Here is a 25,937-nt window from a genome sequence, read left to right on the forward strand (position 1 = left end):
CCCCCTCACTGTCCCCATCCGCACTTCTCTTCACCTGAACCTCACCCGCATCTCTCGTCCCATCCCCATGGAGGAACCGTGACGACCGAAGACAGCCGTACCTACGACGTCGTGGTGATCGGCGCGGGACCGGTGGGCGAGAACGTCGCCGACCGTGCCGTCGCCGCGGGCCTGAGCACCGTCATCGTGGAGAGCGAACTCGTCGGCGGCGAATGCTCGTACTGGGCCTGCGAACCCAGCAAGGCGCTGCTGCGGCCCGCGCTGCTGCGCGCCGAGGCCAGCCGGGTCCCCGGCCTGAACCCGGCGGTGGCGGGGCCGCTGGACACCACGGCCGTGCTGGCGCACCGCGACCGGATGTCGGCGGACTGGGACGACGAGGGCCAGGTGCAGTGGCTGAAGTCGGCCGGCATCGACCTGCTGCGCGGACACGGCCGGCTGGCCGGACCCCGCCGGGTCAGCGTGCGCACTCCCAGCGGGGACACCGTCCTGCTCCAGGCCCGGCACGCCGTCGCCGTGTGCACCGGCAGCCGCGCGGCACTGCCCGACCTGCCCGGACTCGACGGCCTGCGCCCCTGGACCAGCCGGGAGGCCACCAGCGCGAAGCAGCCGCCCAGGCACCTCGTGATCGTGGGCGCGGGCGTGGTCGGCGTCGAGATGGCCACCGCCTGGCAGGCGCTGGGGAGTCAGGTCACCCTGGTCGTCCGCGGCGGCGCGCTGCTGCCCCGCATGGAGCCCTTCGCGGGTGAACTGGTCGCCGAGCGGCTGCGTGCGGCCGGTGTCGACCTGCGCTTCGACACCACCGTCAGCGCCGCGCTGCGGCGCGGCGGACCGGACGGCGACATCGACCTCACACTGTCCGACGGCTCCCGGTTCACGGCCGACGCCCTGCTGTACGCGACCGGCCGCGCACCGCGCACCGACGACATCGGTCTGGAGACCGTCGGCCTCACACCCGGCGACTGGCTCACCGCGGACGACACCCTGACCGTCACCGCCGTACCGGGCGAGTGGCTCTACGCGGTCGGCGACGTGAACAACCGCGCACTCTTCACCCATCAGGGCAAGTACCAGGCCCGCATCGCGGGCGCCGTCATCGCCGCCCGAGCGCACGGCACTCCCCTCGACACCGGGCGCTGGAGCGCCCACACCAGCACCGCCGACACCGCGGCCGTCCCGCAGGTCGTCTTCACCGACCCCGAGGTCGCGGCGGTCGGCCTGACCACCGCCGAGGCCGCGCGGACCGGGCGCCGCGTCGACGTCGTCGACTACGAGATCGGCAACGTGGCCGGTGCGGTCCAGCACGACCCCGGCTACCGCGGCACGGCCCGGGTCCTCATCGACCCCGAGCGGCAGTGCGTGGTCGGTGCCACCTTCGCCGGACCCGGCGTCGCCGAACTCCTGCACTCGGCGACCATCGCCATCACCACCGAGGCACCCCTCGACCGGCTCTGGCATGCCGTCCCGGCGTTCCCCACGATCAGCGAGGTGTGGCTGCGGCTGCTGGAGAACTACCGGGGGTGAGCCACCGCGCCGGCCCCGCCACCGGCACGGTCCTGCTGCCGTCCGCCGCCGTGTGCCGGACCGTACGGGACCACCGGGCGGTGCGGCACATCCCGCGCCGGCACGCAGGCCCCAGCATGCCGTGCACGCTGCCGTGCACGCAGGTCACGCACACCCGTCGTGCACACGTGTCGGCCGCGCCGCCCGCCCACCTCGCCTCGGACGTCCGGCCGGCCGCCGTCTAGAGTCTGCCCATGACCTACCGCAAGGGCCTCGTCCTCGATTTCGGCGGTGTGCTGACCACACCCTTGTTCCCGGCCGCGCTCGCCTTCGAGAAACGTGCGGGGCTGCCCGAGGGCACCTTGCTCACCTCCCTGTACCTGGACCCGGAGATGATCCGGCGGACCGAGGAACTGGAACGGGGCACGCTCACCCAGACGCAGTGGAACACCGCAGCCGCCGAACGGATCGGCGTCGCGCCGGACAACCTGATGGGCCGCATCTTCGCCGATCTGCGCCCGGAGGTCTCGCTCATCACCGCGGCCGCCGCCGCGCGCCGGGCCGGAGTGCGGGTCGGGATCCTCTCCAACTCGGTCGGCACCCGGCCGTGGAACCTCTATGCCGGATACGACCTGGACTACGACGCCGTGGTGATATCCGAGGACCACGGCCTGCGCAAGCCCGAACCGGAGATCTTCCGGCTGGTGCTCAAGTCGCTCGATCTGACCGCGGACCAGTGTGTGTTCGTCGACGACACCGAGCAGTACCTCGCGCCCGCCGCGGAACTGGGTTTCGCCACGGTGCACGCGAAGGAGCCGGCGCGGACGATCGCCGAACTGGAGAACCTCCTCGGGGTGCCCCTGGCCACCGGGACCTGAGGGTCCGCCCGGCCGCGGGAGCGTGCGGGCACGGGCGGTCCGGGCACGGCGGTGCGCGCACGAGCCCGTGTCCGCACCGCCGCCGCGAGCCCGTGCGAGCTGGGCCCCGGCCCGGCCCGTACGCCCACGACGGGGCGGGCGCTCAGCCGGCCCGTACGCCGTCGACGAAGCGGCCCGCCATCTCCATGCGTTCGTCGAGGGTCGCGGGTGACTGCCCGAGGTCGATGAAGAGTTCGTGCACACCCGCCTCGGCGGCGGCGCGCGCGTAGTCGATGTACTGGTCGAGCGTGCCCGACCGGGGCACCTGCTCGGGCTCGGCCCGCACGTCCGTCAGCGCCAGGTTCACCCGCAGCGCCATGTGCAGGTCCGCGGGGTTGCGCCCGGAGGTCTCGGCCTCCTCCAGGATCGTCTTCCACATGCTCATGAGCCGGTGCAGCGGCATGGCCGTGGGCAGCCAGCCGCTGGCCCGCCGGGCGACCCGGCGCAGTCCGGCGGGGGTGAACGCGGCCAGCAGGACGGGGGGCCCGGGCCGCTGCTCGGGCTTCAGCCCGACGACCGTGTGCGGAACGGTGAACAGCGCACCCCGGTGCATGAACTCGTCCGTGGCCCAGTACGTCTCCAGGATGTCCAGCGTCTCGTCGAGCCGTGCGCCCCGGCCTTCCCAGGGCACGCCCACCGCGGAGTACTCTTCGGGCATCCAGCCGAGGCCGAAGCCGACGTCCAGCCGGCCGCGGCTGAGTACGTCGAGGGTGGTCAGCGACCGGGCGAGCATCAGCGGCGGCTGCCACAGGCCGTTCAGCGTGCTGGTGCCCAGCCGGACCCGGCTGGTGTGGGCGGCGGCGAAGGTGAGGCTGGTCAGCGGGTCCATGTGGTTCTCGTAGGACCGTGGCATCACCCCGTCCCGGCTCGGATAGGGCGCGCTCGGCCTGCGGGGCGCGAGCACCCGGTCTCCCGTCCACAGGGAGTCGTATCCCAGGTCCTCCGCGCTGCGGCTGACCCTGATGACGCCGTCCGCGTGAGCGTCGGTGCCGAAGGTGGGCAGTGCCAGACCCAGTCGCATGTCTCTTCCTCGTTGTACGGTACGGATGGATAAGGGGGGATTCGTGCGGGTGTAGATGGTGTGCAATGGAATGCGGATGTGTGGTGTCTGATTGTATGTGTGCGGGTGTTGACACATGCGTCGAGGGTCGCGCATGCGGTTGGCGCCCCGAACGCGGCAGGGGTCCCGGCGATGCACATGTGCAAGGCCGAGACCCCCTCACCGGGTGAACGGAACGGGCCGCCGCCCGGGTTCACACCGACGCCGGTGCGCTACTTCAGGCCGAAGGCCCGGGTGATGCTCTGTTCCACGGTGTTGCCGCGCGCGTCGCGGGCGGTGGTGCGCAGGGTGACGTACTGGGCGTCGCGCGGCGCGTCCAGCCGGGTGTACCAGCCGGTGCCCCGGTGCTGCAGGGCCGTCCGGTGCCAGGTGGCACCGTCGTCGTACGACACCTCAAGGCCGACCTCGCCGATGGCGGCGGTGCCCGCGGACCCGGAGAGGTGGGAGGCGGTGACGGTCAGCCCCGACTTCCGAGGGGCCCGGCCCGCGGAGTCGGTGTCGACGCCGTAGTCGAGCTGGATCAGCGGCAGTTGGACCTGGGCGCCCGCCGCGCCCGCCCCGGAGGTGAAGCCCCATGCGGTGCGCGTGCGCGTGGAGTAGGGGCCGGGCCAGGCGTCGCGGGCGTTGTCCGACACCAGACGGTAGGGGAGCACAGCCGCGTCCAGCGCCTTGACCGCCACGGAGAGCTGATAGCGGTTGCTCTGCGCGACGAGCTTGTCGCCCTGGTACAGCGCGACGGTGTTGTCGGCGCCGAAGTTGCCGTAGGTGCCGCCGAGGTGGGCGGTGCCCGAGTCGCCCCAGCCGGGGACAGTGACGTACAGCGTGTCGTCCTGGCGGACCGGCGCGTTGCCGTCCAGGAGACGGGGCCGCTGGACGGGCCCGAACCACTGGACGCCGTGGACGCTCCCCGCGCGGTAGGTCTCCTGCGGCGCGTACTGCTGCTGCTCGCTGGAGATCAGGGCGTGGTCCGACCACGGTTCGCCCGCCGTCACCCAGTCCGTGCGGGTGCCCTGGGCGGGGGCGTCGGACGGGTTCAGGGCGCTGCCGCCGAACGTGGTGACGTCGTCGCGGGACTCCAGCGCGCGGCCGGCCCGGAAGTTGCGGAAGGCGACGTCGACGCGGGCCAGGTCACGCTGCTCGGCCCGGTAGGTCAGGTCCGCCGGAACGGAGCCCCGGTAGTCGTGCGTCAGGTCGTACACGTACTCGGTCGTCGGGTGGGAGGTGACGTCGAGCCGGACCCGCTCGTGCCCGGTCCGCGAGATCAGCTGGTCGCCCTCGTCCTGGGTCAGGGTGGCGACGGGCAGCGGGGCGGGGCCGGAGGGCGCCCAGGGGGAGTCGTCCCAGGGCTGCAGGCGGCCGTCGCCGTCGTGCACCACCAGCAGCAGGCGGGCGCCCGCGGCGTGCGCGGCGGCGGCCTGCTCCTCGACGGTCACGGCGTCGGTGCGGCGGACCAGGGCCGCCTTGTCCCGGACGTCGAGCGAGGCGTACGCGGCGGCCGTGCCGTCACCGGCGAACACCGCGTCGAGGCGGTGCCGTCCGGCCGGCAGCGGCTGCGCGCCCCGGTGCACGCGGAGGTCGTCGTAGGCGCGGTCGCCGGCGGCCACCGTCAGGGCGGGCTGCGCCAGCCGCCAGCGGGTGCCGAGCACGAAGTCGCCCTCGGCGACCTTCCGTCCGGTGGGCACCGCCCAGAGGCTGTCGTCGCCCGGGTCCGACCAGCGCGAGGACGCGGACCAGTCGTCGTCGGCGAAGCCGCGGTAGGCGTCGAGGCGGAAGCTGTCGAGGGTGCTCGACCGGGGAGCGACCGCCTCGACCCGCCGGGCCTTGGTCCCGTCGAGGACGGCGGTACGGTCCTGGCTCAGGTCGATGTCGGTGACCGCCAGCAGCCCGCGACCGAGGGAGTGCGGCCCGTGGGCGCCTTCGAGGGGCGTGTCGAGCCAGGCGGTGTACGACCCCGGCGGCAGCTGCAGGTCGATGGTGCCGGAGTCGTCGACCAGCACGGGCAGCCACATCTTCCGGCCGGTCACGATGACGGTGCCGCCGAGCGGCCGCCCGCTGCGGTCCTTCGCCTCCAGCGTCAGCCGGTGCCGCTCGCCCTGCTTGCCGACGCTCAGGGAGGTGCGGGTGTGGACCGAACCGGACGGGTCGGTCGCCGTCAGGAAGCCGCCCACCATGGGATCCGTGGGCAGTTCGTCGTAGTGGGCGCGCACGGTGACCGCGGCGGTGCCGTGCGCGGGCACGGTCAACTGCGGGGCCGACACGGTGAAGGCGCCGTCCGTCGGGTTCGTGCTGCCGGCCTGGAGATCCAGGGTCACCGGATCGTCGCCGTCGTTGGTGTAGGTCACCTCGCGGTCGGCGGTCGCGCCGGCCGGTGTCGGCCAGCTGTGGTAACCGAAGTTGACGCTGCCGGTGGCGTACACCTCGGCGGTCGTCGTCGTGGCGCTGTCGACCCGCCCCGTGCCGCCCTCGAACGGGCTGCGCCCCGGGCTCGCCTTGGCCGTGCTGACCAGGGCGTTCTTCAACTGCCGTGCCGTCCAGTCGGGGTGTGCGGCGGCCAGCAGCGCGGCGGCGCCCGCGACGTGCGGGGTGGCCATCGAGGTACCGCTCAGCGTCTGGTAGGCGCCCGAGCCCTTGGCGTAGTGCGAACGGGCCGCCAGGATGTCCACGCCCGGCGCGGTCAGGTCGGGCTTGACGGCGCCGTCACCGGCCCGGGGACCGCGGCTGGAGAAGTCGGCGAGGGCGTCGGATCCGTCCACGGCGCCGACGGTCAGCGCCTCGTCCGCCGCGCCCGGAGCGCCCACCGAGTAGCTGTCGGGACCCGAGTTGCCCGCGGCGATGGTGAACAGCGCACCGGTCTCTTTGCTGAGGTTGTTCACCGCGGTGCTCAACGGGTCGGTCCCGTCCGTGGGCTGGCCGCCCAGGCTCATGCTGATGATCTTGGCGTGCTGGTCGCGGGCCGCCCACTCCATGCCGGCGAGGATCCAGGAGTCCTGGCCGCCGCCGTCGTCGGAGAGCACCTTGCCGATGTGCAGCCGGGCTCCCGGGGCGACCCCCTTCTCCTTGCCGTCGGAGGCGGCACCGGTGCCGGCGATGGTGGAGGCCACGTGGGTGCCGTGGCCGTTGCCGTCCACGGCCGACTCGCCGGGGACGAAGTCCGTGACGGCGGCGATGCGTCCGGCGAGGTCGGGGTGTTCCGCGTCCACGCCGGTGTCGAGGACCGCGACGTCCACGCCCGCGCCGGTGTTCCCCGACGCCCACACCTGCGGAGCACCGATCTGGGCGGTGCTCTCGGCGAGGTCCGCCTTCACCTTGCCGTCCAGCCAGACCTTGGCTATGCCGCCGGTGAGACGGGGCCGTGCACCGGCCGACCGGCCGGCCGCGCCAAAACCGCCGGACGTCCCCGTGATCGACGTCCAGAACGCGTCCGAGCGGTCCGCGCCCAGCGCGGCACCCTGGATGCTGTCCAGCGTCCGCACCGTGCGCGCTCCCCGGGGCACGGGCAGCTTCCGGGCCCGGGCCGCCGCGTCGGTGTAGGTGACGATCAGCGGCAGCCGGTCGGTGTGTGCGTCGTCGTAACCGTCCGCCAGCAGCCGGGTGACGTTGAAGAGTTCGCGGTCGAGGAGCCCGGCCGCCACATACGGCAGGGCGCTGTCCGGATAGACGTAGGTGTCCTTGCCGGACCGGTGTGTCTGGAAGCCGGTGTACCGGCCGTCCGGCCCCTGGACGAGCCGGGTACCGTCGGCACCCCCGGTGGTGATGACCTTGTCCCCGGTCACCAAGGTGACGGTGCGGGCCGGGTCGGCGGTCGGCGGGGCGATGGCTGAAGCGACGGCGCGGTCGGGTGGGGACGAGGCCACGGAGGCTGGGGCGGGTGACACCGCGGCCAGTGCGACGGCGGCGCTTACGACCGACAGCACACGTCTGCGAAATGGCGGACGCGACAAGGCAAACCTCCATCAACGGTTGGGTCACAGATTTGCCGAGCATTGTGTGCCGCGTTCCGGCCACTGCGGCGCCGTGCGTCGCTGGCGGACGTGCGCCATGACGCACAACGGCCACCGTCCGGCACGAGGATCTGTCAGGGGGCCGGGGCATCTGCCGCGGGGTCGGGGCGCGGGCAGCGGCCGTCGCACTGCCGGTCGTACGCCGTCGGGGTGTTCGCGGGTGTCGGTTCGCCGCTTTCGGTTCCTCGGCGCCGGTCTGCCGTGCGGCGGGGCAGGTGAGGTCATCCCGTCGCGCGCACGCCGGACCGGGGGATCGTCACGGGGGAGTGCCGCACAGTGCACCAGACAGGCGACACCTGCCAGCGCCTGGTCACCAAGTTGGTCGTGATGCGGCGACCGGAACAACCTGGCGCCGTGTGACCTGCCCGCCGGCCGGCGTCAGTTCGCGGGTGTGGTGAGCAGGGCCGCCGACACCTGTTCCGTCAGCCAGGTCTCGGTGTCGTCCCAGGACCAGCCGTGCTCCGTCACGAAAAGCCGCCAGGAGCCGAAACCGAGGAGGAACCAGAGCATGTCGGTCGCGCGCGGGAGATCCACGTCCGGCCGCAGCGCCCCCAGCTCCGCCAGCCGTTCGGCGAGGACCCCGAGCGCCTGCCGGTAGGCTCGGACGATGTGGGCGAGTGTCTCCGCTGCCGACTGGTCCACTTCGGCGGCGGAGATGATCACCAGAGCGATGTCGAGGTGCTTCTCGTTGTCGAGGCGTACCCCGTGTGCCACGGTGCTGATCGCCGCCCGGGGATCCGTCGTCGTGCGCAGTGTCGCGAGGGTGCGTTCGACGACCGGGTCGTCGACTCCCCGCTCGATGAGGGTCGTCAGGATCGTCGACTTGCCCCCGGTGCTCGCGTACACCGTGGGCACGGCCACCCCGGACTCCTGCGCGATGTCACCGATGGTGACTTTGCCGTAGCCGTGTTCCACGAACAGCCGCAGGGCGGAGTCGAGGATCGCCGCCCGGGTCTCCGCCGCCGTCTCGGCGCGTCTGCCGACTCGGTAGGGTCTTCGCTGGCCACCGGGGAGCGGGCACATGCTTTCCTCTTTGTGCGACGACTGACCCCTCAATATATGCCGCCCACTGCGCGCGGCCGCGCCGGTCCCCGTGGGGTTCGGGGCGGCGCGGCTATTACGCCGTAATACTCCGGTCGGGGGACGACGCGTCCCCTGGCCGCGTGCCCGGGCCCCCGGGAGCCTCCTCAACGGCGCTCCGAAGCCCGGGCGTACGCCGGCGGGGTCAGGCGGCTACGGCGGTGGCGTTGATGGTGACGGGGATGTTGCCGCGGGTGGCCTTGGAGTAGGGGCAGAGCTGGTGGGCGGCGTGGGCCAGGGTGGTGGCGGTGGCCTGGTCGACGCCACCGAGTTCGAGGTTGAGGACGGCGCCGAGGGTGAACTCGCCGTCGTCGCCGTGGGTGAGGGTCGCCTCGACCGTGATGGCGGTGCTCTTGAGGGTGATCTTGCGCTGGGCGGCGGCTCGGCGGACTGCGCCGAGGAAGCAGGCGCCCCAGCCGGCGGCGAAGAGTTGCTCCGGGTTGGTGGCGCCGCCGGCGCCGCCGAACTCCTTGGGAATGGCGAGCGAGGTCTGCAGCTGTCCGTCGCCGGACTCGACGCGGCCTCCGTTGCGTCCTTCGCCGGTCACCGTGACGACACCGGTGTAGCTGACTGCCATGGCTGTTGTCTCCTCGCGTGCTGGGTGTCCGGTGCCCGCATCCGCCGTCACCGGTTTAACTGGTGATGAGTATGGCCATGTGTGCAATCACCTGTCAAGCGGGTTAGGGGGAAGGGGGTGACACGTGTGCGGCAGCAGGCAGCAGGCAGCAGGCAAGTACGCAGCCGGCCCGGACGGGGGCGCCTTGCGGCGTGTTCCCGTCCGGGCCGTCAGGTGCCCGTGTGCTGGTCGCCGCGGAACTCGGTCCGGGATTCAGCCGGTGACTCGGCCCGCGACGCCGACAGTGTCCGCACGCAGCAGGGTGTCGACACACGCGGCCACGGCCAGCAGCGTCCGGTCCGCCATCCGCGGGCCGATGAGCTGGAGGCCCACCGGAGGGGAGGCGGTGACCGGCAGCGGCAGAGTCACCGAGGGCAGACCGGCCGTGGCGGCGGGGGAGGTGTTGCGGATCAGGGTGGGGAAGGTGGGCACTTCGCGGCCGTTGAGGGGCAGGGTGTCCTCGTGCTGGTGGAGCGGCCGGGCACAGACCGGCACGGTGGGGCTGACCAGCGCGTCCAGCCCGGAGCCGCCGAACAGCTCCGTGTACGCGGCCTGCATCTCGCGGCGTTCGAGCAACGCCCGTTCCAGGGCGGCGGGCCCGGCGTGTCCCGGGCCGGCGGGCAGCGCGCCGGCCCTGAGCAGTTCCGCGACGGCGGGGTCGCTCACCGCGTCGAGGACGTCGTCCAGCGTCCGCCCGACGCGGTGTTCGGCCAGGTAACGGGTGAAGGCACCGGCGAACTCACCGAGGACCAGGAGCAGTCCCACGCGGGCGTCGTACTCGACCAGGTGCCCGGTGTCCACGGGGACCCATTCGGTGTGCTCGGTGGTGAGGCGGTCCACGGCCTCGTCCCAGGCGGCGCGCACCACCGGATCGAGGTCCTCGGCGAACACCTGGCGCGGCAGGCCGAGCCGGATGCGGCGGCCCGGTTCCGGTGTGATCGCGCTCTCCCCGGTGATCAGGGTGTCCAGCGCCACGAGCCGGTCGAGTGTGCGGGCCAGCGGGCCGGGTGTGTCCCGGGTGGTGGACAGGGGGGTGATCGCGGCCGAAGGGTGACGTCCCGCGCTCGGGCGCAGGCCGTAGACGCCGTTGAGGGCCGCCGGGATGGTCACGGAGCCACCGGTGTCGGTGCCGAGCCCGGCGTCGACGATCCCGGCGGCCACCGCCGCCGCGGTGCCGCCGCTGCTGCCACCGGCGAACAGGCCGGGATCGGCGGCATTGCCGACGGCGCCGAACGCCCGGTTGCCGGAGGTGACCCCGAGCGCCAGCTCGTGCATGTTCGTCTTCCCCAGCACGATCGCGCCCGCGTCGCGCAGGGACCGCACCACGGGTGCGTCCAGGCGCGGCACGAAGTCCTTGAGGGCCGGGGTGCCCGCCGTGTTGGGCAGCCCCGCGACGTGGATGTTGTCCTTCACGACGAGGCACCAGCGCCCGGTGCCGCCGTCCTGCCGGGCAGCCGATTCGCCGTTCCGTGAAGCCGATTCGTCATGCCGGGCGGCCTCTTCGAGCGCCCGTTCCCCGTCGAGGGTGATGAACGCGTTCAGGCCCTCGGCGTCGGCGGCGCGAGCGAGCGCCGCGCGCACCGTCTCCTGTGCGGTCGTCCGGTCGGTTGCGCTCTCCCCTGGCGCCATGGCTGCGTCTCCTTCGTCGTCGGGAGTGATACGGCCGGGACCCACCCCGACGGCCGGGCCCACCGACAGCCGGGCCCACCGACAGCCGGGCCCCAACGGACGGGACAGCGTCCAGTCGGTCGGCGGCCCGGCAGGGCGTGACACGACAGGCCACGGCAGGTCATGGCACGGCACGGTACGGCGCAAGCATGCCAGGTACGTGTGCGAAGTTCCGGTACGGGGTGCGGGCCGCGCCGGTGCGGCCCTGACCGTGGCCCGCGGCCGCGGCGGGTGGCCCGGCCGCTTCCCGGGCACCGTACCGATGACGGCACCCGGAACGTACGTCGCCGGTCCGCCGCGGAGCGCTGTCACTTGCACGACGGGCCGCGTACCGGTCGGGTTCACCTCTTTCCCGAGGCTACCGTTCCGGTACGCGGCCCGCACGGCTCAGGCCCGCACGGTTCGGGCCCGCACGGCTCAGACCCGCGCCGTGACCGCCCGCGTGTTGTACCCCTCCGCCCGCAGCAGGGGCTGCCCGGAGGGCAGGGCGCGGTCGGGCCAGGACACGGTGACCGTGCGGCTCTCGCCGGGCAGCAGCCACAGGTAGTTGTCCTCGTACAGCGTCGGCAGGACCCGGCCGCCGCCGTCCTCGTCCAGCAGCGACAGACGGACCATGGCGGCGACCACGGAACCGCGGTTGCGGACGGTCGCGGTGAGCTGCCGGCCGTCGTCCGTGCGGCTGACCCGGCCGGCGGACACCGACAGCGTGGCCCGCCCGGCGGAACCGAGCGCCCGCATCGCCTCCGGCGTGCGGTGGCGCCAGTAGGTGTTGCGGGACAGCAGCCCGCCCCGGCTGTCCTGCAGCGTCAGCCGCAGCAGGTGCAGGTCGGGCAGGTCGTCGGTGAACGCCGCGGTGAACGCCGCCGCGGTGGCCGTGGACCCGACGTCCACCCGGGCGCTCCTGGACGCCGCCGCTCTGCGGCCCGAGAGGTCGTACACCTCGGCGGTGACCAGCGCGCCCGCCAGCTTCGTACGCGTGTGATTGACCGCGATGACCTGCCAGTTCACCGGATCGGCCTGGACGTGCAGGGGTTCGCAGCCGGAGCGCACCCCGTAGTACATGCCGTTGACGTCGAAGTCGTAGTCGTAGGTCTGCCACACCGTGCTGTGCCAGGCGGGGTGGGACATCCACAGCATGAGGCCGCTGGCGTCGTCCCACAGGTGGGCGTTCCACGCCTCGAACATGGCACGGGCGTTCTCGTAGTTGACGAACTGCGCCTTGCGCGCGAAGTCGTCGAGGTCCCGGGCGGTGCCGAGGCGGGTCTCGATCGCCGCCTTGTAGTTCTGCGGTGCCTGGTTCCCGCGCTCGCTCCAGTCGTGGTAGTACCAGGCGCCGCGGATCGGCCACTCCGGCTCGTCACCCGTCATGGCGCGGGTGCTCTCGGCGGTGGAGACGACCGGCATGCCGATCTCGGTGTGGAAACCGAAGTTCTTGCTGCCGTAGGTCGCCGGGTCGAAGTACCGCTCCGGCTCCACCCAGCCGTAGGGACCGCCGCCGGTGGCGATGCCGCCCGCGGAGTTGCTCTGGTAGAGGATGCCGGGCGCCTGCCGCTGCACGGCCTCGCGCATGCCCTGGTCGATCGCGGCGGGCGGGTTGCCCTCGTTGGCACCGCACCACACCGCCACCGAGGGGTGGATGCGGTAGCGCAGCACGGTGTCCCGGGCGATGGCGTTGTACGCGTCGTGGTCCGGTACGTCCATGCCCCAGGCGTTGGGGAAGTCGTTCCACACCAGGATGCCGTAGCGGTCGCAGGCCGCGAAGAACTCCTCGCGGTCGCAGCTGCCCACCCAGTTGCGGATCATCGTGAAGTTCATGTCCCGGTGCATGCGCACCGCCGTGTCCATCCGCTCCGCGGGCATCCGGCGCAGCAGTTCGTCCCAGCCCCAGTTGCCGCCGCGCACCATCACCCGGACACCGTTCACACTGATCTTCAGCGGGTCGGGTGTGTTGGACACGGTCGTCACGTCGGTCCAGGTGTCGCCGTCGGCGGAGACCCGGACGGTGTACGTCTTCGGGTACGCCTGCTCCCACAGGACGGCCACCCGGTCGAAGCGCCGTGAGGCGCCCAGGTCGACCTGGAGCCACTGGTGGTCCTCGTAGGCGGAGGACCAGCGGGTGCCCGGGTCGCCGTCGGTGGCGTGCTCGGGCAGGTGGCCGTCCGCGTCGCTGGAGGCGGTGGCCGGCTGGTGCAGGGCGAGGTCGGTGCCCGCCTCGGTGCTGTCGATGACGGCGAGGGACCACAGCGAGTTGCCCCAGCTGGTGTTGCGCACTCCGCACTCGATCCGTACGAAGCGGGCGTTCACGGCGTCGAAGTCCGACACCCGCAGGCTCGCGTCACCGCTGTTGAACGGCAGCGGCACCGCCGAGTTGTCCACGGACTTCGCGTCCGTCCAGGTGGACCCGTCCGAGGACACCTGCACCACGTAGGTCCGCGCGTACGCCTGCTCCCACACCAGGTCGACGCGGTCGAAGGACTGCTCCGAGCCGAGGTCCACCCGGATCCACTGGTCGTCCTCGAAGGTCGAGGACCAGCGGGTGGCCGGGTCGCCGTCGGTGACGTTGCCCGCGCCGTGGCCGTCCTCGTCCGCGCTGGACGCCTCGGCCGCCGCGTGCAGGGCGAGGTCGGTGCCCGGACGCGCCTTGTCGAAGACCGACAGCGTCCACAGCGAACTGCCCCAGCCGGTCGCCCTGGTCAGGCACCTGACCCGGACATGCCGGGCCCGCTGCGCGCCGATGTCCACGGACTGGGTGTACGCGTCGGCCGAGGGCACGAAGGGCAGCGGGATGTCGTACTCGTAGCCGAACTGCCGGATGCCGAAGCGGGTGGTGCGCCGGTCGCTCTCCGTGCCGTCGGCCTCGGCGACGACGGTCAGCTCGTGCAGATGGGCCTCGCCCAGACCGTTGGGCCACCACAGCTCGGGATCGCGGACGCGCAGCGCACCGTAGGCGTCGGGGGTGAAGACCACCTCGACGCTCTCACCCGCGGGGACGGTGACGGCCCGGGAGACCCGTACGTCGCCGAACGACGCGGAGACGACGGCCCGGTGGTCGGCGGAGTCGGCGTTGCGGACCGGGACGGTCACCGTCAGCTCGGCGACCGAGAGGTCGGGGAGCCCCGGCAGCGAGGTGTCCACCCGCGCGTCGCCGATCACGAGGTGCCCGGTGGAGCGCAGCCGCACATGGTTCCAGATGCCCGCGCCGCGGTCGCGGACGGCCGGCATCCAGTCCCAGCCCGAGGAGGCCAGGTACGTGGGCGAGTTGCGGTTCATCTGCTCGGCGCCCGCGTCCACCCACGCCTCGCCCGCCGGACCCTTGTCGCCGGGGCTGCCGGGCACCGGCATCGGCGTGATCCGCACGGCCAGCGCGTGCCGGTCGGTGGACGATCCGGCCAGGTGCTCGGTGACGTCGTGGGCGAAGCGGGCGAAGGGGAACGTCACGCTGCCCACGTCGCGGCCGTTCAGCCAGATATCGGCCCGGTGGTTGACGCCGTCGAACTCCAGCCACACATGCCGGCCGGCGCCGGTGCGCAGGCCGCGCGGCACCTCGAAGTCCCGGCGGTACCACCAGGAGTGGCGGGACAGCGCCTCGGGGACGTGCAGGTTGTTCAGGCCCGCGACCGGGTCGGGCAGCTTGCCCTGGTCGACGAGCGAGCCGAGGACGGTGCCGGGGACCGTCGCGGGCAGCCAGCGGCTGGTGTCCACGCCCGCCTTCGACAGGTCGCCGCCGGCGGCGTCGGTCCAGTCGTCCATGGTCAGCGCCCAGCCGGACTCCAGCGGCACCGTGCCGTCGGCGGCGACGGCCAGCTTCGGGGGAGTGGTGTGCCGGGTGCCCCAGTCCGTCCAGCCGGTGGCGTCCGGGCGGTGCCCGCCCACCGTGCCGTACACCTCGAAGCCGTTGAGGCCCAGCGGGTTGGCGCTGGAGCGCTTGCGGGCCGTCATCCGCACCCAGCGGGCGGTCACCGGGCGGGTCAGCGGGATGTCGACGACGCCGCCGGTGCCGGCGGTGGTGCGGTACAGGCTCGTCCAGGACTTCCGGTCCCGGGACGTCTCGACGACGAACTCCCGCGCGTAGCTCGACAGGATCTCCTTGCCCGTGGTGCCCTGCGCCGGGTTGCCGGTCGCCGGGGGCGTGAACACCGGGTCGCCGGCGTCCGCCTCGAAGGTCAGCCGGACCCGGCTGACCAGGCAGTCCGACTGGAGGTCCACCGATATCCACTGCGGGTCGCCGTCCCCGGCCCGCCAGCCGGTGCCGCGGACCCCCTGCGCCGGGACCCCGTCCACCGCGAACTCGGCCGCGGCGGGCGCGTACGCCTGCGAGGAGACCTCCACGGGACGGAACGTGGCGATCTCACCCGGTGCGGGTGCGGGTGCGGCGGTGCGGGGCTGCTGGGTCCCTGCGGCGGCCTCTGCGGCCGGAAGCACCACGCCCAGTCCGAAGCCCGCCAGCAGGGTCGTGCCGGTGGTGACGACGGCACGCCGGGAGGGCCGGCGCGACGGACTCTGCTGCTCGTCCATGAGCAAAACGTCCAATCAGAAAGACCATGCCGACGGGACGGCCGGTTCGGGTGCGACCGTGCCGTCCGCGGCTTTGACAACGTTGCCATAGGCTGTGGTGAGAGGGGCCGTCGTGTCAAGACTCATGCACATGTGGGATAACCGGCACCGCACCCGGCGGGCGGCCCGCGCGGCCCAAGCGGAGCCGGTCCAGGGGCGGGTGACCCGGGACCGCCACCCACACGTCAGATCCACGGCACCTGTCGTCGGTCGGCCGGTGGCCGGCCGGGTACGTGTGTCCTGTCCCGGAGGCCGGGACAGGACACACGTCACCTGCTCAGCGCAGGCCGTAGGCCCGTGTGAGCGTCTGCCGCACCTGGTTGCCGGCCCCGTCCACGGCGCTCGCCCGGAGGGTGGCCCGGCCGCCCGCCCGGCCGCCCGCGGGTATCACCAGCGACCAGGTGCCGTCCCCGGCCGCCTTGACGGCGGCGGGACGCCAGCTCCTGCCGTCGTCGTAGGACACGTCGACGCCGACCGTGCGGACCGGGGCGGTTCCCGTCGCGCCCGGCTGGTGCCGCACCGTCACGGTGCCGGTGACCTTCGTTCCGGCGGCCGCCGTGTTGTGCCCGTCGAGCGGCAGCGCGAACCCGAGGTCCAGCAGGTCCAGCGGGGCCGGTGTGCCGTCCTCGGTGTGGCCGCTGGTGAAGGTCCACTCCGACCGCACGTCCGTGGACAGCGCGGACGGCCGGGTGCCGGTGACGACCAGCCGGTAGGTGTCCGTCGCCGCGGGCAGCGCGAAGTCGGCCACGCCCGGCGTGTCGTCGGCGGCCACCTCCGTCTCACCGCGCAACAGCCTGGTCGTGCCCCGTTCCAGCACCTCACCGCTGTCGAAGTCGGTGCCGGGCGTCATCACCCGGCCGAAGCCGGCGCTGCTGAACACCGGGAAGTCGGTGACCAGCCGGTCCCCGTCCCGGTAGGCGGCGGGCAGCGGTTCGCCCCCCGCGCCGTCCGGTACGGCCCGCGACAGCCGGGGCCCGAAGGGCGCCGCCCCCCACACACCGGCCGTGCGCTGTCCGGCGCGGTACGTGACCGGTGCCGCCGACTCGGTCGCCACGTACCGCCAGTCGGGAGTCAGCCCTTCGAGCAGTTGCGGGGTCCAGGACACCCCCGGCGAGAAGTACTCCACGCGGGTCTGCGGGAGCAGCACCCGCGGCTCGATGCTGCCGGACGCGCCGGTCAGCGGGTCCGAGAAGGTGAGCACCTGACTGAGGGTGCGCCGGCCGTCGCCGGCCGGGGCGCGGTAGGCGGCGTCCACGCGGGCGAGCGCGGCCCGGTCGAAGTGCCAGGACTGTCCGTCGGGCAGCTTCGAGCCCACCGAGCTGAACAGGGCGTACATGGCCGGGCCGGCCGGCCGGCCGACCACGTGCACCTGGGTCTGGCCGGCTGCCAGCCGGTCGCGCAGCCGCTGGATGTCCTTGGGCGCGAAGAGGTTCAGCACCGGCAGGACCCCGGTGCCGGCGATGTAGTCGTAACTGAGCACCAGCCGGGCGCCCTTGGCCTTCAGAGCGGTCAGCAGGGTGGTGAACTGCTCCTGCGTCGGCGCCTCCCCCGGATCGGACACGTCGTCAGGTGCGATGAGGACGACCTTGCCGGCGACATCGCCGACCCGGTCCGGATCGGTCTCCTCGCCGATGTCCGCCACCTCGGCGGTGACGTCGCCCTCGTAGCCCTCGGCCTGGGGGTCGTCCACGAACGTGGCCTCGAAGGGGTCGTCGCCGACCGAGATCACCCGGTTCTGCGGCGGGGCCCAGGTGGCGCCGTAGGAGAGGGTCACCCCGGGGACGGCCTGCGTGGACAGCACGTACTGTTCTTCGAAGTTGCCCGCCACGAGGGCCCGGGACGTGTCGTCCGGTCCGCCGACGTCCGACTGGAGGGTGGTGTACGCGGTGTACATGTCGGGCCGGGCCGCCGGGTCGTCGAGACCGACCGTGACGGGCTTGGCCTCACGGGTGTCCAGAGTGATCGAGCGGTCCCCGTCGACGTGCAGTCCGGCCTGCGCGACGTAGGTCGCCGACCAGTCGTACGACGAGGGCGAGAGCCCCATGCCGAGGACGCGGTACGTGCCGTCGGGCACCTCCACCTCGACGGTGGCCGACGCGCCCACGGGGAAGTAGACGGCACCGGTGGTCTCGTTCTGCAGCAGGACCGGCGCGTCACCGCCGGACAGCGGCTGCCCGGACCGGCCGAGCACCTGCACGGTGACGGTGCGGACCTGCTCCAGCACCCGCGCGCTGACCGGGGTCACCAGGCGGGTGTCCCCGGCAGTGGCCGTCAGCCGGCCCTCGTAGGCGCCGACGGACTCGGCACCGGCCGCGACCCGCACGGTGGCGGTCGCGGTTCCGTGCGCCGGTACGGTGACGGACGGCTCGGCGGAGAACAGGCCGGCCGGCGCGGGTGACCCGCCCTCGTCGGTGACCGACAGGCTCAGGTCGAGGGTGACCGGGCTGTCGCCGTCGTTGGCGTAGTTGACCTGCGCGGTGGTGGGCTTCGCCGGGTCGTGCGGCCACGGGATACGGCCCAGTCCCAGGGACGGGGTGACCGTGCGCACGGACTGGCCGGTGGCGCGGGCCGCGTCGAGGCGGCCCGCGCCGTTGCCGAACACGTCGACGCCGTCCAGCACACGCGCCGAACCCGTCAGTGCGGCCTTGATCCGCTGCCCGTCCCAGTCGGGGTGTTCACCCGCGAGGAGGGCGGCGGCACCCGCGACGTGCGGGGTGGCCATCGACGTACCGGACAGCGACACGTAGTCCGCGTCGCCCGGCCGGTCGGGGAAGGCGCCGGGGGCGCGGGCGGCCGTGATGTTCTCCCCGGGTGCGGAGATCTCCGGCTTCAGGCCGAAGTCGCCGGCCCGGGGGCCGCGGCTGGAGAACGAGCTGAGGGTGTCCTGCTTGGTGGTGCTCGCCACGGTCAGCGCGGCGTCCGCCGCGCCCGGAGAGGTCACCGTCTCGGGCCCGCCGGAGTTGCCCGCGGCCACCACGAACAAGGTGCCCGACGCGGCGGACAGCTCGTTGACCGCGGTGGACATCAGGTCCGTGCCGTCGCTCGGGTCGTTGCCGCCCAGGCTCATGTTGATCACTTTGGCGCCCTGCTGGACGGCCCACTCCATGCCGGCGAGGATCGAGGAGTCGGTGCCCCTGCCGGAGTCGTCCAGCACCTTGCCGTTCAGCAGCCGGACGCCGGGTGCCATGCCCCGGTAGCGGCCGCCCGACGCTGCGCCGCTGCCGGTGATGGTGGACGCCACGTGTGTGCCGTGCCCGGCGTGGTCCTCGGTGTCGTCCGTGCCGGAGAAGTTCTTCGCGGCGTCGATCTTTCCGGCCAGGTCGGGGTGGCCTGAGGCGATGCCCGTGTCGAGCACCGCGACCTTCACCCCGTCGCCGGTGAAGCCGCGTTCCCAGGCGGTGGGGGCGCCGACCAGCGGCACGCTCACGTCGAGCGACGCGTGTACGACGCCGTCCAGCCAGATCTTCGTGCCGCGGGCGGGGACGGCCCGGCGCGCGCCCGCCGTGCCGCCCGCCTCGCCGGTCAGGGCCGCCCACAGGGACGTGGCGTCGGACTTCGCGGTGGACAGCGCCCGGGCGCCCAGCCGGGGCAGGCTCCTGGTGACCTCGGCGGTGGCCGGCGTCGCCGTCTTCGGCGCGGTGCCCGGCGTGCCGGTGACGATCACCTTGATGCGGTCGGTGTGCCGGTCGTCGAGCCTCTGCGCCGCGAGTCCGGTGATGTCGAACAGCGCCTTGTCGACCTGGCCACGGGTGAACGCGCCCCAGGCGTCGTTCGGTACGACGTATGCGTGGCCGTGCTCGGTGAACTGGACGAAGGCCGTCTCGGGCCGCCGCGTGGCCGGTGTGCCGGCGATCACCTGTACGGTGTCGCCCGCGCGCCGGTAGCGGACGGTGTCACCCGTGATCAGGGTGACCGTTTCGACGGGCCCGGCGGCCGTCTCGCCCGAGTGCCCGGCGACGGGCTTCGGGGGCGACGCGTCGGCGGGCGCGGCGACCATGCCCGCCAGCGTGCCGACTCCCAGCAGCAGCGCCGCCGTTCTGAGTCTTCTCATGACTACCTTCCTGTCACTGCCCCCGGTCCGGGGGCGGGGGACGAGGTGTCCCGACAGGTCAACTGGTCGGCATGGCTGTTGGGTTGCCTGGATCGGTCCCCTACGTGATGTGGTCGGGGACACGTGTGCGGATGGATGCGGTGACCGGGCCCTTGGGGCAGGGGCTCGGGGATCTTCGGGCAGTGGCTCGGGGGCCTTCGGTCAAGGGCATGTGTGCCGGAGGCGGGGGCGGAGCACAGGTGGCGGTCGGAGCGCGGGTCGGGGTGGTCGGAGCACGCGGGCGCAGCCCAGTTGTTTTCGGGACACGAGACATCCGGGGTTGGCCGATTCGTGACCGATCCCATCGCGTAACCGCCTTGACAGGTTATTCGGGCGGAGGCAAGCTGGCTGTCGTCAGGGTGTCGAACAGGACGTGAAGCACCCACCGATGAAGTGGAGAACTGCCATGAACGAGGCACTGACGACGGACGCCGCCGCGGCGGCGGTACGGCATGCGCGGTACGGCAAGCTCCCCGAGCGCGTCCGCTACGAGGAGATGGTCCAAGAGGTGGACGCCGAGTCGAGCGGTGGAGCCAAGGCTTCTTACAACCCCGAAGGCGCCTGGAACTACTACTCGTGCCTGGCTCTCGACCTGGGGCTGTAGAGGTTGTGGTCCTGAGGGCGGCAGAGGCCGGGCGTGCGGCGCCCGCCCCGGGCCGGCCCCGGTTCGTCCTCCGGTGGCGATGACTGGACCGCACGGTCCGGAATATGATCGGCCTCACTTCTTCTGGACTTGCGGGTCCATTCGGCTCGACTCCATAATGAATGGACCAGACGGTCCAAGTGGGAGCTCTCCGGGTCCGTGGTTTCTCCGGGTTTTCGCCGGAGTCCTCGGATTTCCCGGTGATCCCCATCGCCGAGCGGGTCGGCCGACGGCCCGACATCGGGACACATGCCGACTCGGAGACACCTGTCGATTCGGCATGCGAGTCGACTCCGGAATATATGTCGACTTCGGACATGGTTCGACTTCGGGGTACATGTCCGCTCCGGGACGGTCCGGCCGCGCAGGAAGTGCGGTCGGATCGTCGCATCGGTGTGACGACCGTCTGCCGCACTGGAGCAAGGACGATTGATGATGGATACCACTGAGCGCCTGAGCATCACCGAGGATCTTCGCCGCCTGATGGCTCGCTACGTCCGTTACGCGGATCACCAGCGCTGGCAGGATTTGGCGGATCTGTTCACCCCCGACGGCACCTTCACCCCGCACAAGCCCGACGGGTCGGTGTGGCTCCGGATGGAGGGCCGGGAGAAGATCGCCGCCACGGTCGGCGCCAGCGGCGGGCCCGGTGTCACCCTGGTGCACCACCTGTTCTCCGACGAGATCGATGTCGACTCGCCGACCGCCGCCCACGGTGTATGGGCGATGGAGGACATCGTCACCCGGCCCGCGGATGCCGAACTCTCCGAGGCCATCCACTTCCGGGGCATGCACGGCTTCGGCCACTACCACGCACGTTTCGTCAAGACGGACGGTTCCTGGTACATCGCCGAGCTCAAGCAGACCCGGCTCCGCCTGGACTTCACCGACTGACCGGCGTCTTCTGCGGCCTGCCCCACGCCTGGCCCGACGGCCGGCGGTGGCCACGCCGCACCCCCCTTCGGCAGACCCAGTAGATCCGGCCGATCCGGCCGATCCGGTAGACCCGGCAGGTTCGGCGGGTTGGGCGAGTTCGGCAGGTTGGGCAGGCCCGTCAGGTTCGGCAGGCGATGACACCTGCCCCGACGAATAGTTGACCCGGGGCGGCCATTCCTCGCTCGCCCCTCATCACGCTTCGCATCGCGCCCCGCACCGGGCCCTTCATCCCCCTACACGAAAGCAGCATCGCCGTGAGCGACGACCGCAAGACCAGCGCGCTGGAGCCGTACAAAATCAGTGTTTCCCAGGATGTACTCGACGACCTCAAGGACCGCCTGAAGCGCACCCGCTTCTTCGACGACCTGGACAACGAGGAGGAGTACTACGGGATCAGTACCGCCTACCTCAAGCCGCTCGTGGAGTACTGGGCGGACGGCTTCGACTGGCGTGCGCAGGAGCAGCGGCTCAACTCCTTCAACCAGCACAAGGTCGAGATCGACGGCGCCCCCGTGCACTTCGTGTACGAGCGTGGCAAGGGACCGAATCCGATCCCACTCGTCGTCCTCCCCGGCTGGCCGTGGCCGGGCGAGTTCAGCTACTCGCTCATCGGCCCGCTGACCGACCCCGCCGCCCACGGCGGCGACCCGGCCGACTCGTTCGACGTCATCATCCCGGACCTGCCCGGCTTCGCCTGGTCGACCCCCGTCGGCAGGGGCGACCTGAACTACTGGAAGATCGCCGACATCATGCACGCCCTCATGACCGAGGTCCTGGGCCATGAGAAGTACGCGGTGGCGGGCTCCGACTACGGCGCGCTCGTCACCAGCGCGCTCGGCCACAAGTACGGCGACAGCATCATCGGCCTGCACTACGGCCACGACATGCCTCCCGGCCAGTTCGCCAATGAGCGGTTCTGGGACCTGACCGACGGTGCCAAGATTCCCGCGGACGCCTCGCCGGAGCTACGGGCGGGCCTGGAGAACCTCGTCAAGACGTATGTCTCGCACGTCGCGGTCCACATGCTGGACGGGTCCACCCTCAGCCACGGTCTGAACGACTCGCCCGTCGGCATGCTCGCCTGGCTGCTGCAGCGGTGGAAGAAGTGGAGCGACAAGCGGGGCGACTTCGACGCGAACTTCCCGCGCGACTTCATCCTCACCCAGGCCACCACCTTCTGGGTGACCCAGTCCATCGGCACCTCCATCCGCATGTACCGCAACGCCGTGCGCTACCCGTGGGTGCCCTCGCACGACCGGCAGCCCGTCGTCGAGCCCCCGGCCGGCTTCACTTTCCTCCTCGGCGACGCCTACCCGCCCGGTGTCAACACCGTCGAAGACCGCATCGCCCACTTCGAGAACGGTCCCACGCGAAGTTCCTTCAACGTGGTCAACGTCAACGCCCACATGAAGGGCGGCCACTTCGTCCACTACGAGAACCCCGAGGCTTTCACCTCGGACATCCGGACGACGTTCCGCAAGCTCCGCTGACCCGGCGGTCCCCGGTCTCCGAAGGCCGGGGACCGGGGGGCCGGGGCGGGAGGCCCGCCGCCGTTCTTCTGGCGGGCCGTCGGACCGGACCGATGGAAGGGGATCCGCGGGCCGGCGGGCGGAAACGGCCTCTTGGGCTCGTAGGGCCAACGGGCTCGGCTGCACGCCGACTCACTGCGGCAGCAGTGTCGGTTCCGGTCCGGCAGGAGGCCACGCCGGTGTCAACTTCGGGTCAGGGCCCTCGGCTGTCAGCAGTGGGTCGCCGGGTACGAGGAGGAGTTCCGGCGGTGCAGACCGGTTTCAGCGGAACGCGGCGACATTGCGGGCGGCCCAGTCGGCGAAGGGGCGCGGGGCGCGGCCGAGGACACGCTCGACGTCCGGGCTGACGCGCTGCTCGGCCGGGCTCGGGGAACCGAGGATGTCCAGGGTGTCGTCGGCGAGTTCCGCCGGCATGCTCTGGGCCATGGCGGCCTTGGCCTCGTCGCGGGTGAGTTCGTGGAACCTCACCGGCGAGCCCAGCGCGGCGGCGATGGCCTCCGCCTGCTCGCGCGGAGTGATCACCTCCGGGCCGGTCAGCTCGTACGCGCCGCTGGTGTGCCGGTCGTCCAGCAGGCAGGCCGCCGCGACCGCGGCGATGTCCGCCGGGTCGATGATCGGCACCCCGACGTCACCGAAGGGCGCGGCGACGACCTGTTGCGCGCGGACGGACTCGGCCCACCACAGGGCGTTGGAGGCGAAGCCGCCCGGCCGCAGGATGGCCCACTCCAGGCCGGACTCCCGCAACGTGTCCTCCAGCGCGCGCATCGCGATCCGCGTCGGGCCGAAGGGCCTGGTCACCACGCCCAGTGTGGAGAGCAGGACGACCCGGCCAACGCCGCTGTCCGCAGCTTCGCCGATGATGTCGGCAGGGTTGGCTCCCGTGGCGTGCAGGTCGCCGGACAGCAGCAGGAACAGCGCCTTCGCGCCGTCCAGCGCGGGCTTGAGGCTGCTCGGCTCGGCCAGGTCGGCCGCCATGTGACGGACGCCGTTCGGTACCGCCGCCGGGTGCCGTGACACCGCCGTCACCTGCCGGCCCGCCTCGGCCAGCGCCTGCGTCAACGGCCGGCCGATATTCCCGGTCGCCCCAGTCACCGTGATCATGATCAGCTCCTTGTCGGATGTTCCCCGTGGCCTTCTGTTCTCTGTGACCTGCACGCTAGGAGCGCGGACTAACTTTTGGTAAGGACATACCTCGGGGTAAGCTCATGACATGGCGGGAGGCGTGCAGCACAGACAGGCCGGGGCGGCCGAGCGGTATGACGTGTTTCACACTGACTGCCCCGCGCGCGATGTGGTCGACCACGTGACCAGCAGGTGGGGCATCTGGGTGCTGATCTCCTTGCGGAGCAACGACCTTCGGTTCTACGAGCTGCGCGAGAGCATCCGGGGGATCAGCGAGAAGATGCTCGCCCAGACCCTGCGTGCGCTGGTCCAGGACGGCCTGGTCTGGCGGGAGGTCGAGCCGACGACGCCGCCCCAGGTCACCTACGGGCTGACCGAGTTCGGCCGGGACGTCGGCGAGCCGCTGACGGATCTGTTCGACCGGATCACACGACGGCTGGCGCCGCGCAGCGAGGGATAGCCGGGAGGGCGCGGTGGTAGCGGCTGGTGCCCCGTGCCGCGATGGACGACCCGCTGGGCCGGATTTTCGCCCTGCGCCCACAGCGCGCCTTCTTGCCGCCCCGAACGCGCCTCCAGCGGCCCGCGCACACGCGGCACCTCAACCTGCGCGCCCACCAGAAGGCCCCCGGACCCGAAGGCCGCCGTGGTGAACGCGAACCGGAGGAATGGCGGGCCGTCAGACACAGTGCAACGGTGACGACCTGACTGGCCGCCAGGAACTGTTTGGCCTGACCGGTCCTCAGGCGCTGGTCCGGCTGCACAGGCCGTCCATCACGATGTCCAGGAGGCCGGTATCGGGCCTTTCCGGCCGGTCGGCCCCGTCGTCGGTGGCCCAGACGTACTGCATGAGGAGCAGGACCTCGTGCGCGGTGACACCGTCCCGCAGCCGGTGCGCCCTTCTGCACGCGGTGAGCAACTCGTCGAGCACGGCACTGATCTGCTGGTAGGCGGGCCTGTCCGGGTCCGCGCGGGTGGCTGCCGCCACGGCCCGGGACACCGCCGTGCCGAGACTGCCGTAGCCGGCCAGCCGCTGGAGCCACAGCCGCAGCGCCAGGACGGGTTCGTGCTGCTTCAACAGGCGCGGCGCCGCGTCGACCAGTTCGTCGATCTCGGCCCAGTAGACCGCCAGCAGCAGGTGGTCGGAGGTGGGGAAGTGGCGGTACATCGTCCCCTGACCGACTCCCGCGCCCCGGGCGATCGACTTCAGGGTCGCCTGGGGCGTCTCCGCGAAGGTCTCGCGTGCGAAGTCGATGATGCGGGTGCGATTCAGTTGAGCGTCGCATCGCAACGCGCGAGGTGCGCTCTGCGTCATCGACGGCCTCCGATCGGGGCGCGGGGAGATGTCTGGAAGAAACATGTGTTCAATAGTCTAAGCGGCGGTCACGGCACGGGATCCCGGGGGATGTTTCTGGTGGGCCTACACGCGAGGGCAGAGTGCCACACACGTGCGCGATGCAGTCGGGGCAGGCGGAACGGCAGGCACGTGTGCGCCGGTGTGTGTTTTCCGGCACTCGCCTCCTGGGGAGATAGGTGTCTCCGCGAGAATGCGTCCGCAGGCACCTGACGGCTTGTCCTGTGGTCATCACATGATTGGCTGCTTGAAGCAATGACATGGGAGGCGTACGTGGTCGATACGGCGCGATACGAGGAGTTGATCCGCCAGTTCAGCGCCTTCGGCGCGGTGCGACGGGAACTGGGCCGCATCCTGCCGGACGGCTGCACCAACGGCTCCGTCGCCGTGCTGGCGCTGCTCAGCCGCCACGGCGACCTGCGCATCGGTGAGCTGGCGGATCTGCTCGGGGTGGACATATCGGTTGCCAGCCGGCAGGTCGCGCAGCTCGTCGGGCAGGGCGTGATCGATCGTTCTCCCGACCCGGCGGACGGGCGGTCGCGCATCCTGCGGCTGACGCACGAGGGCCGGTACTGGCTCGGCGAACTGCACCGACGGACCGCTCGGCTGCTCGCCGACCGGCTGGGCGACTGGACCGACGACGAGGTCGGCGAGCTGGCGCGGCTCATGTGCCGGCTCCGGGCGAGTTTTGACGACTCCTCGAACGAGCCGGACCGGCCCGCCGCGCCGTCCGCCGACGGCCGGTCCCCCCGCACATCAGTGATCACCACCTGACCGAGTGATCACGGAATGAGCAAAAAGATGTTCGGTTCCGGTTTCTGGTGTGGGTGAATGTCCGAATCACTGCTTCCCGCCATTCGTTGAATGCAC

General features: G+C 72.0%; 17 protein-coding genes. 8 read left to right on the top strand and 9 right to left on the bottom strand.

What is annotated here, in order from left to right; all coding sequences use genetic code 11:
* Positions 1 to 78: 78 nt before the first annotated feature.
* Genes ACFYPJ_RS25055 through ACFYPJ_RS25065 form a run of 3 tightly spaced genes read left to right on the top strand, consistent with a single transcriptional unit; the run spans position 79 to position 2,378 of the window.
* On the top strand, positions 79 to 1,521 hold the full coding sequence (locus tag ACFYPJ_RS25055; protein WP_389021262.1) for a dihydrolipoyl dehydrogenase family protein: 1,443 nt from the start codon (positions 79 to 81) through the stop codon (positions 1,519 to 1,521).
* Positions 1,518 to 1,745, top strand: coding sequence for a hypothetical protein (locus ACFYPJ_RS25060; RefSeq protein WP_389021265.1), 228 nt, complete (start codon positions 1,518 to 1,520; stop codon positions 1,743 to 1,745). The genes ACFYPJ_RS25055 and ACFYPJ_RS25060 overlap by 4 nt, the downstream gene beginning before the upstream one ends.
* 9 nt (positions 1,746 to 1,754) lie before the next feature.
* Entirely contained in the window at positions 1,755 to 2,378 is a 624-nt protein-coding gene (locus ACFYPJ_RS25065) for an HAD-IA family hydrolase (protein ID WP_389021268.1), read from the top strand.
* A 142-nt stretch (positions 2,379 to 2,520) separates the two neighbouring features.
* Here ACFYPJ_RS25065 and ACFYPJ_RS25070 read toward each other — a convergent pair whose 3' ends face one another.
* The 7 genes from ACFYPJ_RS25070 to ACFYPJ_RS25100 form a co-directional block, all read right to left on the bottom strand.
* Entirely contained in the window at positions 2,521 to 3,438 is a 918-nt protein-coding gene (locus ACFYPJ_RS25070; protein ID WP_389021271.1) for a TIGR03619 family F420-dependent LLM class oxidoreductase, read from the bottom strand.
* Positions 3,439 to 3,689: 251 nt separating this feature from the next.
* Entirely contained in the window at positions 3,690 to 7,352 is a 3,663-nt protein-coding gene (locus ACFYPJ_RS25075) for a S8 family serine peptidase (protein ID WP_389021274.1), read from the bottom strand.
* Between the two features lie 504 nt (positions 7,353 to 7,856).
* Complete coding sequence (locus tag ACFYPJ_RS25080) at positions 7,857 to 8,501, bottom strand: TetR/AcrR family transcriptional regulator (RefSeq protein ID WP_389021277.1); 645 nt, start codon at positions 8,499 to 8,501, stop codon at positions 7,857 to 7,859.
* Positions 8,502 to 8,703: 202 nt separating this feature from the next.
* Positions 8,704 to 9,135, bottom strand: a complete 432-nt coding sequence (locus ACFYPJ_RS25085) for an Ohr family peroxiredoxin (protein WP_389021280.1) — start codon at positions 9,133 to 9,135, stop codon at positions 8,704 to 8,706.
* Between the two features lie 252 nt (positions 9,136 to 9,387).
* Complete coding sequence (locus ACFYPJ_RS25090) at positions 9,388 to 10,803, bottom strand: amidase family protein (RefSeq protein ID WP_389021283.1); 1,416 nt, start codon at positions 10,801 to 10,803, stop codon at positions 9,388 to 9,390.
* Positions 10,804 to 11,259: 456 nt separating this feature from the next.
* Positions 11,260 to 15,357 (bottom strand): discoidin domain-containing protein, encoded by a 4,098-nt coding sequence (locus ACFYPJ_RS25095; protein ID WP_389021286.1) that lies wholly within the window; start codon positions 15,355 to 15,357, stop codon positions 11,260 to 11,262.
* Between the two features lie 316 nt (positions 15,358 to 15,673).
* Positions 15,674 to 19,447 carry a S8 family serine peptidase gene (locus ACFYPJ_RS25100; protein ID WP_389021289.1) on the bottom strand — a complete coding sequence of 1,258 codons (3,774 nt, stop codon included), beginning with the start codon at positions 19,445 to 19,447 and terminating at the stop codon, positions 15,674 to 15,676.
* A gap of 445 nt (positions 19,448 to 19,892) precedes the next feature.
* Between ACFYPJ_RS25100 and ACFYPJ_RS25105 the strand changes: the two genes are divergently transcribed.
* The 3 genes from ACFYPJ_RS25105 to ACFYPJ_RS25115 all read left to right on the top strand — a co-directional run bounded on the left by ACFYPJ_RS25105 (position 19,893) and on the right by ACFYPJ_RS25115 (position 22,555).
* On the top strand, positions 19,893 to 20,090 hold the full coding sequence (locus ACFYPJ_RS25105; RefSeq protein WP_389021292.1) for a hypothetical protein: 198 nt from the start codon (positions 19,893 to 19,895) through the stop codon (positions 20,088 to 20,090).
* Between the two features lie 471 nt (positions 20,091 to 20,561).
* Positions 20,562 to 21,023, top strand: a complete 462-nt coding sequence (locus ACFYPJ_RS25110; protein ID WP_389021295.1) for a nuclear transport factor 2 family protein — start codon at positions 20,562 to 20,564, stop codon at positions 21,021 to 21,023.
* 296 nt (positions 21,024 to 21,319) lie between these two features.
* Positions 21,320 to 22,555, top strand: a complete 1,236-nt coding sequence (locus ACFYPJ_RS25115; RefSeq protein ID WP_389021298.1) for an epoxide hydrolase family protein — start codon at positions 21,320 to 21,322, stop codon at positions 22,553 to 22,555.
* 300 nt (positions 22,556 to 22,855) lie between these two features.
* Here the strand turns inward: ACFYPJ_RS25115 and ACFYPJ_RS25120 are convergent, their stop codons facing one another.
* Positions 22,856 to 23,695, bottom strand: coding sequence for an SDR family oxidoreductase (locus ACFYPJ_RS25120; protein WP_389021301.1), 840 nt, complete (start codon positions 23,693 to 23,695; stop codon positions 22,856 to 22,858).
* Positions 23,696 to 23,804: 109 nt separating this feature from the next.
* Here ACFYPJ_RS25120 and ACFYPJ_RS25125 point away from each other — a divergent pair, with 109 nt between their 5' ends.
* A complete protein-coding gene (locus ACFYPJ_RS25125) occupies positions 23,805 to 24,176 on the top strand; it encodes a winged helix-turn-helix transcriptional regulator (protein WP_389021304.1) in 372 nt (123 codons plus the stop codon).
* Between the two features lie 279 nt (positions 24,177 to 24,455).
* Here the strand turns inward: ACFYPJ_RS25125 and ACFYPJ_RS25130 are convergent, their stop codons facing one another.
* Complete coding sequence (locus ACFYPJ_RS25130; RefSeq protein WP_389021307.1) at positions 24,456 to 25,028, bottom strand: TetR/AcrR family transcriptional regulator; 573 nt, start codon at positions 25,026 to 25,028, stop codon at positions 24,456 to 24,458.
* Between the two features lie 312 nt (positions 25,029 to 25,340).
* On the opposite strand from ACFYPJ_RS25130, the gene ACFYPJ_RS25135 reads away from it, so the two are divergent.
* Entirely contained in the window at positions 25,341 to 25,841 is a 501-nt protein-coding gene (locus ACFYPJ_RS25135; RefSeq protein ID WP_389021573.1) for a MarR family winged helix-turn-helix transcriptional regulator, read from the top strand.
* Positions 25,842 to 25,937 lie beyond the last annotated feature (96 nt).

This window comes from Streptomyces sp. NPDC006012 (assembly GCF_042871185.1).
Classification (GTDB): Bacteria; Actinomycetota; Actinomycetes; order Streptomycetales; family Streptomycetaceae; genus Streptomyces.